Source organism: Jiangella asiatica, assembly GCF_004349065.1.
Taxonomy (GTDB): Bacteria; Actinomycetota; Actinomycetes; order Jiangellales; family Jiangellaceae; genus Jiangella; species Jiangella asiatica.
Genome location: NZ_SMKZ01000021.1, coordinates 52,429 through 67,182, shown reverse-complemented (window position 1 = coordinate 67,182; position 14,754 = coordinate 52,429). Strand labels below are relative to the sequence as shown.

Genomic DNA, 14,754 nt, shown 5'->3' with positions numbered 1-14,754 from the left:
CGACCAAGGGGGAGGCGGCCGGCCGGGCGCTGCGACTAGTGTCGTGGCGTGCTTGACCGCATCGAGCTGCGCGGCCTGACCGCGACCGGACGCCACGGCTGGCTCCCTCACGAACGGGAGACCGGTCAGCTGTTCCGGGTCGACGTCTCCGTGAGCGTCGACACCCGGGCGGCGGCGCGCAGCGACGACCTGACCGACACCGTCGACTATGGCAGTCTTGCTGAACGGGTGGTCGGCCTCGTCGAGGGGGAACCGGTCAGACTGGTTGAGACCCTCGCCCAGCGCATCGCAGACCTCTGCCTGGAGGATCCCAGGATCGAGGATGCCGAAGTGACCGTGCACAAGCCGGAGGCGCCGATCTCGGTGCCATTCGACGACGTGACCGTGACGATCCGAAGGGCCCGAACGTGACCAATGTCCCCAACCCCAACGTCGTCGACGCCGACACCCTGACCGGTGATCTGCGCCCGCTGCGTCGCACCGCGTTCGCACTGGGCAGCAACCTGGGTGACCGGCTCGAGTTTCTCCAGGCGGCCGTCGACACGTTGACGGACTCCTCGGAGATCGTGGCCGTGGCAGTGTCGCCCGTGTACGAGTCCGAGCCAGTGGACGCCCCCTCGGACTCCCCGAAGTTCCTCAACGCCGTCCTGGTGGTCGACACCACTCTCTCCCCGCGCTCGCTGATGGAACGGGCGCAGTCCACCGAGTCCGCCTACGGGCGCACCCGAGACGTGCCGAACGGCCCGCGCACCCTGGACATCGACGTCCTGGCCGTCGGTGACGTCACCGCTGACGACGAGGACCTTCGGGTACCGCACCCGCGGCTGGCCGAGCGGGCGTTCGTGCTGATCCCGTGGGCCGACGTCGACCCAGAGTTCCGCATCCCCGGCCTCGGCCGGGTGCTCGACCTCAGCTCCGCCGTCGACGCCACGGGCGTCCGCCGGCTGGAGGAGAGCCTCGAGTTCCCCGCCTGACACGACCGGAGCGGTTCCGTGCAGAAGACGAAGATCGGCTCGCTGATCTGGGCCGCCCTGGTGGCGGTTCCGATCGGCTGGTCAATCAGCCGGCTGGTCGACGCCGCCTCGGGTTCGCTGCCGCCGGTGCCGTGGGTGCTGCCGCTCCTGCTGCTGTTCCTCGCCATCGCGATGTTCGCCGGCGCCCGGGCGGTGCGCGCCTGGATCACCGAGCGGCGCTTCGACCAGCGCATCGACGCGCTGCGAGTGGCTCGTTCGGTGGCGCTGGCCAAGGCGTCGGCGTACTTCGGCGCCGTCGTCGCCGGTGGTTACGGCGGCCTCGGACTGCTGGCGTCGACCATGCTCGACGTGCCGATGGGCCGCAACCGCGCCGTACTCTCCGGCATAACGGTGGTGTGCGCGGTGGTGCTCTCCGTCGCCGCGGTCCGGCTGGAGCGGGCCGGCGAGGTGCCGCCGCCGGCGGAGGACGAGAACGGCGACCTGGCCGCCTCCTGATCAACGCGCCAGGAAGTCCGCCAGCAGAGCCGTGAGCTGTTCCGGCCGCTCCAGCGGCGGCAGGTGGCCGGTGTCGGGCAGGTCCACCCGCCGGGCGCCGGCGATGCCGTCGGCCAGCATGCCGGAGACGTCCTGGATGTAGGAGAGGTCGGCCAGGCCGTTGACCACGAGGGCCGGTGTGCGCACCTCGTGCAGCCGTCCCTTCGCCGGTGGACGCAGCCCGACCTCGGTGTACGCCGGGCCGGACCACTCGCGCTGGAACACCAGGCGGCACATCGTCAGAGCGCGTTCCCACACCCGCGGGTCGAGGTCGCCCCGCTCACGGTCCGGGCCCACGACCATCAGGGCGAGCTGCGCCTCGGCCATCGCGGTGACGTCGTCGGCGTCGACGCTCGCGGCGGTGCGTTCGCGGTAGGCGCGCAGCCGCTGCGGCGGCAGCGCGGCGTGAATGCGAGCTCGCGCCAGCTCGCCCATCTCCGCCGGCCACTCGTGCCCAGACAGGCCCGACGAGACGAGAACCAGCGATGTCACCCGGTCCGGCGCGGTCAGCGCGACGTCAACGGCGTAGGCGCCGCCGTAGGAGCACCCGACCAGGGTCGCGCGCTCGATGCCGAGGGCGTCCAGCAGCCCGAGCAGGTCGGCGTAGTGCGCGAACTCGCCGCTGGCGTCACCGGAGCCGCCGTACCCGCGCCAGTCGTACCGGACCACGCGATGGTGTGCGGACAGGGCGGTGAACTGGTGGTCCCACATGCGCCGGTCGGCGAGCCCGGCGTGGACCAGCACCACCGCGGGGCCGGCGCCGGCGTCGTCGTAGGCGAGGTCGCCACCGTTGACCCGGATCGTAGGCATGAGCCGACGCTAGCGCGGCACCTGGCCGCCTCCGGCTCCGGTTCGCGACGGGCGAAGCCGGTCGGCCAGGGGGCATCGCGGTAGCCATGTCGACGAATGCCGGCTCGGCCGACGCGGTGACGGTGACCTGTGCCGCGCTCGCCGGTACCGCGCTGCTGGGCGGGGTGGGTGCGCTGGCCGTCCTGCGCTCGCCGCGATCGTCTGAAACCGCCGGTGTGGCGCGGCGTGTGAAGTCCGATTCGCGTCGTACAAGCAGGTACGGTGACGCCCATGGCCTCCGTCCGTCACCGCCGCCGCCTCACCGCTGTCCGCGTGCTCGCCGTCTTCGCCCCTGCTCTGGCGATGGGGCTGGCCGCGGCCGCCTTCGTTGCCGATGGGCCGTGGCCTCGGCTGGCCGCCGCGGAGGGTGCGGTCGTCGCGGCGGTCCTGGGCGCGTTCGTCCTGCGGCTCGAGCGGCGGCTGCGGGTCGAGGTGGCGACGGTCCGGGCCGAGCAGGCGGCGGAGTACTCCGAGGCACACGCGCGCTACTCCGAGGAGCACCGCGAGTTCACCGACCACATGGTCGGGCTGCTCGATGTCGCCTCCGAGCGCATCGACGTCATGCGATCCAAGCTCGACCTGCTGGAGGCCGAGATCGCGGCCGCACGCAGCGCCCGCCCGGGTGCCTCCACCCCGAGCGTCGAGCTGGCCCGGCTGGCCGAAGGCGCGGAGTGGAACGACCTGTGGCCCGACCTCAGCGAGGCCCCGACGGTGGTCGACCTCATCACGTGGGAGGACAAGAACACCGACCTGCTGCCGGAGGCCGACCGGCGCAAGGCGAAGTCCGCACCGGTCGAACCGCAGGAGCGCAGCGCCTGACCTACGCGTGACGGCGGAGCTTCTCCAGGCGCTCCAGCGTCGTACGTTCTCGCGTGCTACTGCGGCTTCGCGCCGGGGCTTCTGACCCGGTTGGGGGTGCAGCGCCCGAGCTCAGGCGTCTTGCACCGTCTCCAGCAGCACGGCGGCGCGCGGCACGTCCTGCACCTCGGCTTCCACGGAACGGCGCAGAGCGGTGTGCAGCGTGGCCGGCGTCAGCACGCCGACGTAGCGGTCGTCGTCGTCCAGCACCGCGATCCAGCCGGCGTTCCACTGCAGCATCTCCGCGAACGCCACCTTGAGGGTGTCGTCCAGCTCGACCCACGCCTCCATCCGCCGGGCCCGATCACGGACCCGGCCGCTGCCGGTCAGCATGTCGCGGCCGACCCACCCGGCCAGCTTGCCGTCGCCGTCCAGCACCACCGCCCACCGTCCCGAGCCCAGTACGGAGCCGGCGTCGGTGAGGTCGTCCTCGGCACGCACGACGGGTGGATGCTCGAGGTCGGCCTGGGTGATGGGGGTGACGGACAGCCGCTTCAGGCCGCGGTCCGCACCCACGAAGTCGGCGACGAAGTCGGTGGCCGGCGCGCCGAGGACGGCGGCCGGGGTGTCGTACTGCTCCAGCAGGCCGCCCTGCTTGAAGACCGCGATGCGATCGCCGAGCCGGACCGCCTCCTCGATGTCGTGGGTGACGAAGAGGATGGTCTTGCGCACGTCGTCCTGCAGCCGCAGGAACTCGTCCTGCAGCTGTGACCGGACCACCGGGTCGACGGCGCTGAACGGCTCGTCCATCAGCAGCACCGGCGGGTCGACGGCGAGTGCGCGGGCCACGCCGACGCGCTGGCGCTGGCCGCCGGAGAGCTCGTGCGGGTAGCGCGGGCCGTGCACGGCGGGGTCGAGCCCGACCAGCTCCATCAGCTCGCGGGCGCGGTCGGCGCGCTGCCGGCGCGCCCAGCCGACCAGCTCCGGCACGACAGCGATGTTGTCCTCGATGGTGCGGTGTGGGAACAGCCCGACGTTCTGGATGACGTAGCCGATGCCGCGACGCAGCGCCACCGGGTCGGCTTGGGTGACGTCGACGCCGTCGACGTAGATGCTGCCGGCGGTCGGCTCGACCAGGCGGTTGACCATCTTCATGGTGGTGGTCTTGCCGCAACCGGACGGGCCCACGAGCACCACCAGCTCGCCGCGGCCGACCTCGAGCGAGAGCTCCTGGACCGCGACGGTGCCGTCGGCGTATCTCTTCGACACGCGGTCGAGACGAATCATCGGTTCTTCGGTAGCGTCGACGGAATGGCGCTCTTCGGGCCCGCTCATGACGCAACCCTGACTGACAACTGCCTCGCACGCAACGACTGGGTGTGTGGCGAGTACGTGCGAACCCGTTGGGACGAGATCCTCGACGCCCTCGGCCAGCACATCACCATCACGGTGCTCTCGGTGGCCATCGGCTTCGCCGTCGCACTGGTGCTGGCCGTCGTGGCGCGGCAGGTGCAGTGGCTGCGGGGGGCGATCCTCGGGACCTCGACGGCGCTGTACACGCTGCCGTCGCTGGCGTTGTTCTCCCTGCTGCTGCCGTTCACCGGCATCTCGGCGACGACGGTGGTGGTCGGGCTGGTGCTGTACTCGCTCACCATCCTGGTGCGTGGCATCCTCACCGGCCTGGACGCGGTTCCCGCCGACGTGCGCGAGTCCGCGGTCGGCATGGGCTACGACTCGCTGCGGCTGCTGCGCAAGGTCGAGCTGCCGCTGGCGCTGCCGGCGGTCTTCGCGGCGCTGCGGGTCGCGACGGTGTCCACCGTCGCGCTCACGACGGTCGGCATGATCGTCAACCACGGCGGCCTCGGCAACCTCATCTCACGGGGGCAGCGCAGCAACTTCCATGCCGAGGTGCTGACCGCGTCGGTGCTGTGTGTGGTGCTCGCGCTGGCGGCCGACCTGCTGCTGCTGGCACTGCAACGATGGCTCATGCCCTGGCGACGGGCGGTGAGCTCGTGAACGCGCTGCTCGACGGCCTGAGCTGGCTGGCCGACGGAGACAACTGGTCAGGCCCGACCGGTGTCGGCACTCGGCTGGTGGAACACCTGTGGATCACCCTCCTGTCCATGGTCATCGCCTGTGCCGTCGCGCTGCCGGTGGGGCTCTGGCTGGGCCACCTCGGCCGGGGCGGGGCACTGGCCATCAACATCAGCAATGTGGGCCGGGCGGTCCCGACGTTCGCGATCCTGGCGATCCTGTACATGACGCCGCTGGGCCTGTCCATGTGGACCACCGTCATCGCGCTGGTGCTGTTCGCCATCCCGCCCATCCTCACCAATGCCTATGTCGGGATGCGCGAGGTCGACCGCGACGCCGTCGAGGCTGCTCGCGGCATGGGCATGGCCGGCGGACAGCTGCTGCGCGGGGTCGAGCTGCCGCTGGCGATTCCGATGATCATGGGCGGCATCCGGCTGGCGACCGTCCAGGTGGTGGCGACGGCCACGCTGGCGGCGGTGATCTCCGGACCGGGACTCGGGCGCATCATCACCAGCGGCTTCAACCGGCAGGACGTTCCGGAGCTGGTCGGTGGAGCGATCATGGTCGGTGCGCTGGCGCTGGCCGTCGAAGGGCTGATGGCGTTGTTGCAACGCGCGGTCGACCCCATGCGGCGAGCCGGCCGGCGAGCGTCGAGACCCGATCGTGACCAGGGAATGCCGCTGGTTCAGGAAGAGGTTGTCGGTAGCGCGTAGTTGACTGACTGCATGCGGGCGCTGTCCAGGTGCTCGCCGGACACGCGTGGCGGCCCGACGCTGTCACGGGACACAGAAGGTGACACCCGGAAGGTGACTGTGATGCCCCTTACCATGCGCAGGCGAGTGGCCGTGCTCGCGGCGGCAGCAGGGCTGGCGCTATCGCTCGCGGCGTGCGGCGACAGTGACGATCCGTTCGAGGAGGACGGCGGTGGCGACGCCACCGCGACCGATGGCGGCGAGGGCGGTGGCGACCTCACCGTCGGCGGCGCCAACTTCACCGAGATGGTGATCATGCAGGAGATGTACGCCGCGCTGCTCGAGGACGCCGGCTACTCCGTCGACATCCAGTCGGTGGCCAACCGCGAGATCTACGCGCCGTCGCTGGAGAGCGGCGACATCGACATCGTGCCGGAATACCTGGCCACGTTCGCCGAGTACCTCAACGCCGCGGTCAACGGCCCGGACGCCCCGGCCGACGCGCCGGTCGCCACGGCCGACGCACAGGAGACGGTCGAGGCGGCCCGGCCGCTGGCCGAAGGGCTCGGGCTCACCATCCTCGACCCGGCCGACGCGGCCAGCCAGAACGCGTTCGCGGTGTCGCGGCAGTTCGCCGACGACAACGGCCTCACCACGCTGTCCGACCTGGGTGCGTTGGGGGAGCCGATCAAGCTGGCGGCGGTAGAGGAGTGCCCGGACCGGCCGTTCTGCGAGCCGGGCCTGGAGTCCGTCTACGGCATCGACATCGTCGACCCGCCGCTGGCAACCGGGTTCAGCACCAGTGAGACCAAGCAGGCCGTCCAGCGCGGCGACGCCCAGCTCGGCCTGGTCGGCACCACCGACGGCACGCTCGACCAGTTCGAGCTGGTGCTGCTCGAGGACGACCAGCAGCTCCAGCTGGCCGACAACCTCGTGCCGGTGGTGAACAGCGAGGCCGCCGCGGACGAGCAGATCGCCGAGGTCCTCGGGCAGCTGGCCGAGGTGCTCACCACCGAGGACCTCGCCACGTTGAACGCCCAGGTCGACGCCGAGCGCCAGCAGGCGCCCGATGTGGCCCAGGCGTACCTGGAGGAGAAGGGTCTGCTCTGAGCTCCATCAGCGCCTTCGACGTCCTGGACTGGCGCCGCCGGGTTCACGCGCTCTATGCCAGGGTGCGCGCGGCGGCCGATCCGGCTCAGGCGCACGCCGAGTGGGTCGCGGGCCGCGACGAGCTGGTCCGCACCCACCCGGCGTCGCCGGTACCGGCGGAGCGCCGGTCCGCGTTCGCCGGTCTCCGGCACGCGCCGTACGACTCCGCACTGCGCTTCGTCGTCGCGGTCGACACCGAGGTCGAGCCGCACCGGCTGGAGGTCCCGACCGCCACCGACGGCGTCGTGCCGTTCGAGCTGGTGGGCCGGCTGCACCTGCCGCTGGGCGATCTCGACGTCTGGTGGCTGGACTCCTACGGCGGCGGTGTCTTCGTGCCGGTCAAGGACGCCCTGGCCGGTGCGCGGACGTACGGCGGCGGCCGCTACCTGCTCGACACCGTGAAGGGGGCCGATCTCGGCGGCTCGGTCGCCGCGGGCCTCGTGGTCGACCTCAACTTCGTCTACAACCCATCCTGCGCCTACGACCCGGCCTGGACCTGCCCGCTGGCGCCGCCGGGCAACCGGTTGGACGTCCCGCTGGAGGCCGGCGAGCTGGTACCGACCTGAGGTCGCGCCACGGTGCGCCGCGGCCGTCGCCTGCCACGAATGGCCGGGCACAGGGGTAGCCTCGTGTGCCGTGGATCAGGACCAGCTCTTCGCGCCACCCGGTGAGGCCTGGCAGCAGGTGTCGCGCAAGCTCGTCTCGCTGCGCCGGCTGGTACTCATCGTCTCGGTGGTGATCGGCACCGCGGTCGCGGGTGTCGGGCTCGGCCTGCTCTTCGACGAGGTCGGGGTCGCGGTTGCCCTCGCCGGAGGGTTGGTGGCCCTGGTGTGGGGGCTGTGGCTCATTCCGCGCAACTGGCGGGCCTGGGGCTACGCCGAGCGGCTGGACGACCTCCTCGTCACCCACGGCGTGATGTACCGCAAGCTCACCGTGGTGCCATACGGGCGCATGCAGTTCGTCGACGTCGCGTCCGGGCCGCTGGAGCGCCGGTACGGGCTGGCCACCGTTCAGCTGCACACCGCGTCGCCGGCCACCGACGCGAAGATCCCGGGCCTCCCGGCGGCCGAGGCGGCCAGGCTGCGCGACCGCCTCTCGGCGCTCGGCGAGGCCCAGGCGGCCGGTCTGTGAGCGACGGGGAGCGCCCTGGCGACTCGGTGAACGGAGTGCGACCCGAGGACTCTGTGAGCGGAGTGCGACCCGAGGACTCTGTGAGCGGGGTGCGACCCGACGCCGCGGGCGACGACGAGACGAGCGAGCCCTCCGGCAAGGCGTCCCGAGTCGACCCGACGCCGGAGCACTTCAAGCGGCTGCATCCGCTGACGCCGCTGCTGCGCGGCTGGGCGTTCCTGGCCGCGGCCATCGCCTTCGGCGGTCAGGACGCGCTGCGCTCCGGTGAGATGGGCCGGTTCGGCATCACCGTCGTCGGCATCGCGATTCTCGGCATGGTCACCGGACTGTTGTCGTGGTGGTTCACCCGCTACGGCTTCGACGGGGACGCCCTGCGCATCGACTCCGGCATGCTCAACCGGCGCTCGCGGCGGGTCCGGCTCGACCGATTGCAGGCGGTCGACATCAACCGGCCGCTGGCCGGTCGCCTGCTGGGGGTGTCGGAGCTGCGGCTGGAGGTGGCCGGCGGCGGCAAGGCCGAGGCGCCGCTGCAATACCTCGCCGTCGACGACGCGGTCCGGCTGCGGGCCGAGCTGCTGGCCCGAGCCGCCGGCATCGACGCGGACACCCCGGAGGCGCCGGAGCGGGTGGTGCACCAGGTGCCGCTGGACCGGTTGGTGTGGTCGACGGTGCTGTCCGGCGTGTTCGTCATGGGCCTGGTGATCCTCGTGGGGATGGGGGTGGCCTTCGCGTTCGTGCCGAACCGTACGGCGACGATGGGGGTGGCGTGGTCGATGCTGCCCGGCATCATCGCGATCGGTGCCGCCCTGTGGAACCAGCTCGGCCGCAACTTCGGCTTCGTCCTGGCCGAGTCGCCCGACGGCTACCGCATCCGCAAGGGCCTGCTGGACACCCAGCACCAGACCGTGCCCCCGGGCCGGGTCCAGGGAGTAGCACTGCGCCAGCCGTTGTTGTGGAGGGTGAAGGGTTGGGTGAGGCTGGACGTGGACGTCGCGGGATACTCCGGAGAATCCACTGACGACAGTCAGCGCACCTCCACGTTGCTGCCGGTCGCAACGTTCGACGAGGCCGCGGAGGTGCTCCGGCAGGTGCTGCCCGGGTCCGACCCGTTGGCTGTGCCGTTGTCGACGGCGCCGCGGCCGGCGCGCTGGCTGCGTCCGTTCGGGTGGAAACGGCTGGCCTACGGCTTCGACGATCACGTCGTCGTCGTGCGCGAGGGCGTGCTGTACCGCAACCTGACCGCGGTGCCGCACGCGAAGGCCCAGAGCGTGCGCATCAACCAGGGGCCGGTCCAGCGACGGCTGGGGCTGGCCACCGTGCACGTCGACACCACACCCGGCCCGGTCGACGCGGTCATCCGGCACCGGTACGCCGCCGAGGCCCGGCAGATCGTCGACGGGCAGACCGAGCGCTCCCGGGTGGCGCGCAAGGTCGATGTTCCAGAACAATGGATGGCGAGGTACCGGTTCGCCGGTTCCGACCGAGACGGCGACGCCGACGGTGACGGTAACCCGACCGCATCGAGCGAGCGAGACCAGGAGTGACAGTGTTCCGCACCATGATGAAGGGCAAGATCCACCGCGCCACCGTGACGCAAGCCGACCTGCACTATGTGGGATCGGTCACGGTCGACGAGGACCTCCTCGACGCGGCGGACCTCCTGCCCGGCGAGCAGGTCGACATCGTCGACATCACCAACGGCGCCCGCCTGACCACCTATGCCATCGCCGGCCCGCGCGGCTCCGGCGTCATCGGCATCAACGGCGCCGCGGCCCGGTTGGTCCAGCCCGGCGACCTGGTGATCCTCATCACGTACGGCATGTTCGACGACGCCGAGGCGCGGCGGCTCCAGCCGCGCGTCGTGCACGTCGACGCCGCCAACCGCATCGTGCGCACCGGCGCCGACCCCGCGGAGCCGGCCCCGGACGCGCCGGACCAGCTCCGCGGTGACACCGTGGCCGCGGGCTGAGGCCGCGGCCGAGCCGGGTTCGGCTCAGGTGCAGCCGAGCGTGGCGTCGGCCCAGTCGGCGTGGTCGAAGTTGATGCCGTCGCCGCCGTCACCGACCTCGAGGGTCAGCAGCTCGACGCCGCTGACGTCCACGTCCATGGCGGTGGCGCCGGCACTGCCGGTGATGACGTCGGTTCCGGCGAGGTCGTCGCCGTCGCCACTCACATTGAACGTCACCGTGCCCTGGTCGCCGACCTCGTCGTCGACGCCGACCTGTGCGGTGAAGCGGTCGCAGGCGCCGCCCAGGTAGATCGTGATACCGGACACGGCATGGACCCCCAGGCCACTGGCGTACTGGGTGCCGCCGATGGTCAGCGGGGCGCCGTCGCCACCGTCGGCCTCGCCGTTGGAGGCGTCGCGCTCCACCGGACCCCAGCCGTTCGTCTCGGCGATGAAGGCCAGATCGCTGACCGGGACAACGCCGCTGGGCGCGGGCGGCGGGACCAGTGCCCGTACCGCCTGCTCGACGTGGACCCGTCGCCGGGTGGTGGCCGGATTCTGGTCGAACTCGACCACCACCGGCAGGTCGACGAAGCCGGATGCGGTGTCCTCGGCCGCGGTGAACGTCCAGGTCCCGGTCAGCGGCTCGCCGGCGGCCAGCCGCGGGCGCCGCTGCGGGTCGCCGTCTGCCACCCACCCCGCCGGCGGGACCGGCGTCATGGTCACTCGGCGCACCGGGTCGCCCTCGTCGAGGGTGAACGTCGCGCTGACGGTGACGGAGTCGCCGGGCCGCACCACGGCCTCGCCCGGCTCGATCACCAGCGTGCTGGCGGGCACCGTGTGCACGGGTTCGTCGCAGGTGGTGCGGCCGTCGGTGGCCCGGCACAGCACCGCGGCGAAGCCGCCGTTCTCGACGACGGGGACGGTGAGCGTCTGGCGGGCGGTGAGGGTGGTCGCGGTGCGGACGAGCCCGCCGCTGCCGTCGTCGGTGACGGTCTCGACCAGCCACCGCCCGCCGCCGGTGAAGTCGAGCGGTACCTCGACCTCGCGGCCGGCGCCGCCCACGATGCCGCCGACGAACCACCGCTCGCCCGCGCGCCGGGCGATGACCGCGTGATCGCCGGGCGCGCCGCTGACCAGGGACGTCTCGTCCCAGACGGTGGGCACCTGGTCGAGGTAGCGCTCCGCCTCTGGCCGGGTGGCCAGCACCTCGGGCATCTCGGCCAGGTGCAGCAGCCCGGTCTCGAATGCCACTGACAGGCCGAGCTCGTGCCCGTCGGAGCTCGACCGCGACGTCTGGCCGAACGTCATCGGCGTGTAGTCCATCGACCCCGCGACATTGCGGGTGAACGGCAGCATCGTGTTGTACGACGGCGTCACCCGCGGGTCGCCGGCGAAGGAGTAGTACTCCGCGCCGCGCACGGCCTCGTACGACATCAGATGCGGCCAGGTGCGCTGCAGCCCCTTCGGGATGGTCGAGCCGTGGAAGTTGACCAGCAGCCGGTGTTCTGCGGTCTCGCGCAGGACCTGCTCGTACCAGGCGTGCCGCGCGGCGCTCTCACCGTGGGTCGGCGCGCCGGTGTTCATGAAGTCGAGCTTCACGCCCTTGACGCCCCAGACCGCGATGCGAGAGAACTCCGCGTCCATCTCCTCCTGCGTGTCGACGTCGGTCCACCGGTACCACAGCAGGATCTCGACGCCCTTCGCTCGCGCGTAGCGGACCAGCTCGGGCACCCATGCGTCGCTCCAGCCCTCGTCCACCAGCGTGTACGGCCAGCCGTGCGCGGCGGCGTAGTCGACGTAGTCCTTCTGCCGCTCGAAGTCGCGCGGGCTGGAGTGCTCCGGCAGCCACGACCAGGCCACCCGGCCCGGCCGGATCCACGACGTGTCCTCGACCTGCGACGGCGGCGCAAGGTCGTCGACCAGCGTCGACTCGGTGACGGTGGCGAGGTCGCCCACGATCGCGGTGCGCCACGGCGTGTCCAGCTCGCCGTCGGCGACCACCTGCTCCTCGACCAGGCCGATGGCGTACCGCCCGGTCCCTGCCGTGGTGTCGAGGTAGGCGCCGGGATAGGCCGAGCTCAGCCCGGACTCTGTGAGCAGCACGTACATGCCGCCGACGTCGAACAGCGCCGGGTGGCCGTAGCTGCCGGTGGCGGCGGCTCCCGCTGTCGTCTGGGCGCGCGGTTCCTCGTACCAGGACGTGTACGGCAGGAGCCACGCGGGTGCGTCGTTGGGCAGCTGCCAGCTGGACGTCTCGCCGGTGACGACGGTGGTGCCGTCGCGGTCGGGCAGCTCGTACCGGTAGGCCACGCCGTCCGGGGCCACCCGGACCACAAGGTCCAGCTCGGCGTCGCCAGCACCGGCGAAGGACAGGGTGGCCTCCCGCATCACGGCGTGCCGCTGGGTGTTCTTGCCGGTCGTCATGGTGTAGCTCTCGGTCACCGAGCGCTCGGCGCGGTCGATGAGGCGCAGGCCGGTGGACAGGTCGGCGCCGTCGGTGACGATTCCGATCGGCGACGGCGGCAGCACGACCCGGTCGCCGGCACTGACGCTCAGCGTGGGGGCACCGTTCTCGTCCAGCGCGACCTCGGCCGACAGTCGCTCGACGCCCGAGACGGGTGGCGCCTGCACCGTCCACGAGCCCGCGGCGGGAGTCGGCGGCTCGGTTGGAGGTTGGGCCGCGGCCGGAGCGGCGAGAAGCCCGGCGCAGAGCAGGGAAGTCACGACGGCGGCCGTGAGAGGGGTCTTCGACGGTCGGTTCACGGACTCTGACCTCCGATTTCGAAGTCGACCACATTGTCCCGAAATCGCGCAGAATCGAACATATTGGCTCGAGTGATCATCGTGCAAGGCCCTGTCCACGGGCCGCGACGGCCCGCCGACCCGGCTCGGCACGCCATCGGGGATGATGGGCCGGTGCCGCAGGACAACGCACTCACACCGCGCCGCATCGCCGACGACCACGTCGAGACGATGGCCGACCTGAACCCCATCATCGGGACGGCCCTGGGCATCCGTCCCGGCATCGACACCCTCCCCGACCTCTCACCGGAGGGCCTGGACGCGGTCGCCGAGGCCGACCGGTCGACCCTCGCGGACCTCGACGCGGCCGAGGCCGCGGCACGGGCGGCCGGCGGGGGCGACCCCGGCGGCGACGGCCTGCCGGTCGAGGAGCGGCGCGCGGCCCGGCTCCTGCGCGAGCGGCTGTCCGCGGCGCTGGCCGTCCACGACGCCGGCGAAGGGCTGCGCGACGTCAGCAACCTCTTCTCGCCGGTGCAGTCGCTGCGCTCGGTCTTCCTGCTCATGCCCACCGTCACCGACGACGACTGGGCCGCCGTCGGCCGGCGGCTGCGCAACGTGCCCGCGGCGGCCCGGGGCTACGAGCAGTCGCTGCGCACGGGCGTCGAGCGGCGGCTGCTGGCGGCGCCGCGCCAGGTCGAGACCGTCGTCGAGCAGATCGACACGTGGTTGGCCGCGGACTGGTACGCGACCTTCGTCGCCGCGGGACCGGCCACCCAGCGCGCCGAGCTCACCACGGCCGCCGCGGAGGCGACGGCCGGACTGGCCGAGCTGCGCGACTACCTGGCCGGCAGCTACCTGCCCGTCGCGGCCGGCACGCCGGACGCCGTCGGCCGCGAGCGGTACGAGATGTGGGTGCGCCGCTGGGCGGGCAGCACCCTGGACCTGGAAGACGCCTATGCCTACGGCTGGGCGGAGTTCCACCGGCTGAACGACGAGATGAAGCAGGCGGCCGAGGCGGTGCTGTCCGGCCACACACCGCTGGCAGTGATGCGTCACCTGGACCAGCACGGCGAGGCGATCGAGGGCGTCGACGAGGTCCGGGCCTGGCTGCAGGGCCTCATGGACCAGGCGATGGCCGACCTGGACGGCACGCACGTCGACCTCGCCGAGCCGGTGAAGCGGGTCGAGGCCATGATCGCCCCGCCGGGCAGCGCGGCGGCGCCGTACTACACCCGGCCGGCGCTGGACTTCTCCCGGCCGGGCCGGACCTGGCTGCCGACGCTCGGCGAGACCCGGTTTCCGGTGTGGGGCCTGGTCAGCACGTGGTACCACGAGGGCGTGCCGGGCCATCACCTGCAGTTCGCGCAGTGGGTGCACTCGGCGCAGGCGCTCTCGCGGTACCAGGTGAGCCTCGGCTCGGTCAGCGCGATGACGGAGGGCTGGGCGCTCTACGCCGAGCGGCTCATGGACGAGCTGGGTTACCTGACCGACCCCGCCCGGCGGCTCGGCTACCTCGACGCCCAGATCATGCGAGCCATCCGCGTCATCATCGACATCGGCATGCACCTGCGGCTGCGCATCCCGGCCGGCGAGACGTTCCACCCCGGCGAGGTGTGGACGCCGGAACTGGCCCGCGAGTTCTTCGGCGCCTTCAACGGCCGCGATCCCGCGTTCCTCGACTCTGAGATCGTCCGGTACCTCGGCATCCCCGGCCAGGCCATCGGCTACAAGCTCGGCGAGCGGGCGTGGCTCGCCGGCCGCGACGCCGCCCGGGCCGCGGCGGCCGCCCGGGGTACCGACTTCGACCTGAAGGCATGGCACATGGCAGCGCTGTCGATGGGGTCGCTCGGGCTCGACGACCTCACCGACGAGCTCGCCAGGCTGCCGTGACGGGGTGAGC

At 72.0% G+C, this 14,754-nt stretch carries 15 protein-coding genes; 12 read left to right on the top strand and 3 right to left on the bottom strand.

All coding sequences use genetic code 11. From position 1 onward, the window contains the following. The first annotated feature begins 48 nt into the window (after window positions 1-48). Genes folB through E1269_RS15950 form a run of 3 tightly spaced genes read left to right on the top strand, consistent with a single transcriptional unit; the run spans window position 49 to window position 1,469 of the window. The gene (gene folB, locus E1269_RS15960; RefSeq protein ID WP_131896211.1) at window positions 49-411 is read left to right on the top strand and encodes a dihydroneopterin aldolase; all 363 of its coding nucleotides are present in this window, start codon (window positions 49-51) and stop codon (window positions 409-411) included. Further along, a complete protein-coding gene (gene folK, locus E1269_RS15955; protein WP_131896209.1) occupies window positions 408-974 on the top strand; it encodes a 2-amino-4-hydroxy-6-hydroxymethyldihydropteridine diphosphokinase in 567 nt (188 codons plus the stop codon). Before folB ends, folK begins: the two co-directional genes overlap by 4 nt. A gap of 18 nt (window positions 975-992) precedes the next feature. Then, a complete protein-coding gene (locus E1269_RS15950; protein WP_131896207.1) occupies window positions 993-1,469 on the top strand; it encodes a DUF3180 domain-containing protein in 477 nt (158 codons plus the stop codon). On the opposite strand, the gene E1269_RS15945 is transcribed toward E1269_RS15950, so the two are convergent. Further along, window positions 1,470-2,318 carry an alpha/beta fold hydrolase gene (locus tag E1269_RS15945; RefSeq protein ID WP_131896205.1) on the bottom strand — a complete coding sequence of 283 codons (849 nt, stop codon included), beginning with the start codon at window positions 2,316-2,318 and terminating at the stop codon, window positions 1,470-1,472. Window positions 2,319-2,588: 270 nt separating this feature from the next. Between E1269_RS15945 and E1269_RS15940 the strand changes: the two genes are divergently transcribed. Then, on the top strand, window positions 2,589-3,176 hold the full coding sequence (locus E1269_RS15940; RefSeq protein WP_131896203.1) for a hypothetical protein: 588 nt from the start codon (window positions 2,589-2,591) through the stop codon (window positions 3,174-3,176). A 111-nt stretch (window positions 3,177-3,287) separates the two neighbouring features. Here E1269_RS15940 and E1269_RS15935 read toward each other — a convergent pair whose 3' ends face one another. Then, window positions 3,288-4,442, bottom strand: a complete 1,155-nt coding sequence (locus E1269_RS15935) for an ABC transporter ATP-binding protein (protein ID WP_131896201.1) — start codon at window positions 4,440-4,442, stop codon at window positions 3,288-3,290. A gap of 24 nt (window positions 4,443-4,466) precedes the next feature. Between E1269_RS15935 and E1269_RS15930 the strand changes: the two genes are divergently transcribed. From E1269_RS15930 to panD, 7 genes are all read left to right on the top strand, one after another. Then, the gene (locus E1269_RS15930) at window positions 4,467-5,171 is read left to right on the top strand and encodes an ABC transporter permease (protein WP_131896199.1); all 705 of its coding nucleotides are present in this window, start codon (window positions 4,467-4,469) and stop codon (window positions 5,169-5,171) included. Then, window positions 5,168-5,902: an ABC transporter permease gene (locus E1269_RS15925; protein ID WP_203433694.1), complete on the top strand. Its 735-nt coding sequence runs from the start codon at window positions 5,168-5,170 to the stop codon at window positions 5,900-5,902. The genes E1269_RS15930 and E1269_RS15925 overlap by 4 nt, the downstream gene beginning before the upstream one ends. Window positions 5,903-6,004: 102 nt before the next feature. Next, complete coding sequence (locus tag E1269_RS15920; RefSeq protein ID WP_131896195.1) at window positions 6,005-6,991, top strand: ABC transporter substrate-binding protein; 987 nt, start codon at window positions 6,005-6,007, stop codon at window positions 6,989-6,991. A gap of 62 nt (window positions 6,992-7,053) precedes the next feature. Beyond that, complete coding sequence (locus tag E1269_RS15915; protein ID WP_203433692.1) at window positions 7,054-7,596, top strand: DUF1684 domain-containing protein; 543 nt, start codon at window positions 7,054-7,056, stop codon at window positions 7,594-7,596. Window positions 7,597-7,666: 70 nt separating this feature from the next. Next, window positions 7,667-8,161, top strand: coding sequence for a PH domain-containing protein (locus E1269_RS15910; protein WP_239000913.1), 495 nt, complete (start codon window positions 7,667-7,669; stop codon window positions 8,159-8,161). A gap of 80 nt (window positions 8,162-8,241) precedes the next feature. Continuing rightward, a complete protein-coding gene (locus E1269_RS15905) occupies window positions 8,242-9,705 on the top strand; it encodes a PH domain-containing protein (RefSeq protein WP_131896191.1) in 1,464 nt (487 codons plus the stop codon). Window positions 9,706-9,707: 2 nt separating this feature from the next. After that, complete coding sequence (gene panD / locus E1269_RS15900) at window positions 9,708-10,130, top strand: aspartate 1-decarboxylase (RefSeq protein ID WP_131896189.1); 423 nt, start codon at window positions 9,708-9,710, stop codon at window positions 10,128-10,130. Window positions 10,131-10,154: 24 nt separating this feature from the next. On the opposite strand, the gene E1269_RS15895 is transcribed toward panD, so the two are convergent. Then, on the bottom strand, window positions 10,155-12,875 hold the full coding sequence (locus E1269_RS15895; protein WP_131896187.1) for an NPCBM/NEW2 domain-containing protein: 2,721 nt from the start codon (window positions 12,873-12,875) through the stop codon (window positions 10,155-10,157). A 210-nt stretch (window positions 12,876-13,085) separates the two neighbouring features. Here E1269_RS15895 and E1269_RS15890 point away from each other — a divergent pair, with 210 nt between their 5' ends. Next, complete coding sequence (locus tag E1269_RS15890) at window positions 13,086-14,744, top strand: DUF885 domain-containing protein (RefSeq protein WP_131896320.1); 1,659 nt, start codon at window positions 13,086-13,088, stop codon at window positions 14,742-14,744. Window positions 14,745-14,754 lie beyond the last annotated feature (10 nt).

Bases quoted from the DNA above. Each gene is read 5' to 3' on its own strand.
- E1269_RS15940 (WP_131896203.1), top strand. From the start codon at position 2,589: ATGGCCTCCGTCCGTCACCGCCGCCGCCTCACCGCTGTCCGCGTGCTC.
- E1269_RS15935 (WP_131896201.1), bottom strand. From the start codon at position 4,442: ATGATTCGTCTCGACCGCGTGTCGAAGAGATACGCCGACGGCACCGTC.
- E1269_RS15920 (WP_131896195.1), top strand. From the start codon at position 6,005: ATGCCCCTTACCATGCGCAGGCGAGTGGCCGTGCTCGCGGCGGCAGCA.
- E1269_RS15945 (WP_131896205.1), bottom strand. From the start codon at position 2,318: ATGCCTACGATCCGGGTCAACGGTGGCGACCTCGCCTACGACGACGCC.
- E1269_RS15930 (WP_131896199.1), top strand. From the start codon at position 4,467: ATGGCGCTCTTCGGGCCCGCTCATGACGCAACCCTGACTGACAACTGC.
- E1269_RS15890 (WP_131896320.1), top strand. From the start codon at position 13,086: ATGGCCGACCTGAACCCCATCATCGGGACGGCCCTGGGCATCCGTCCC.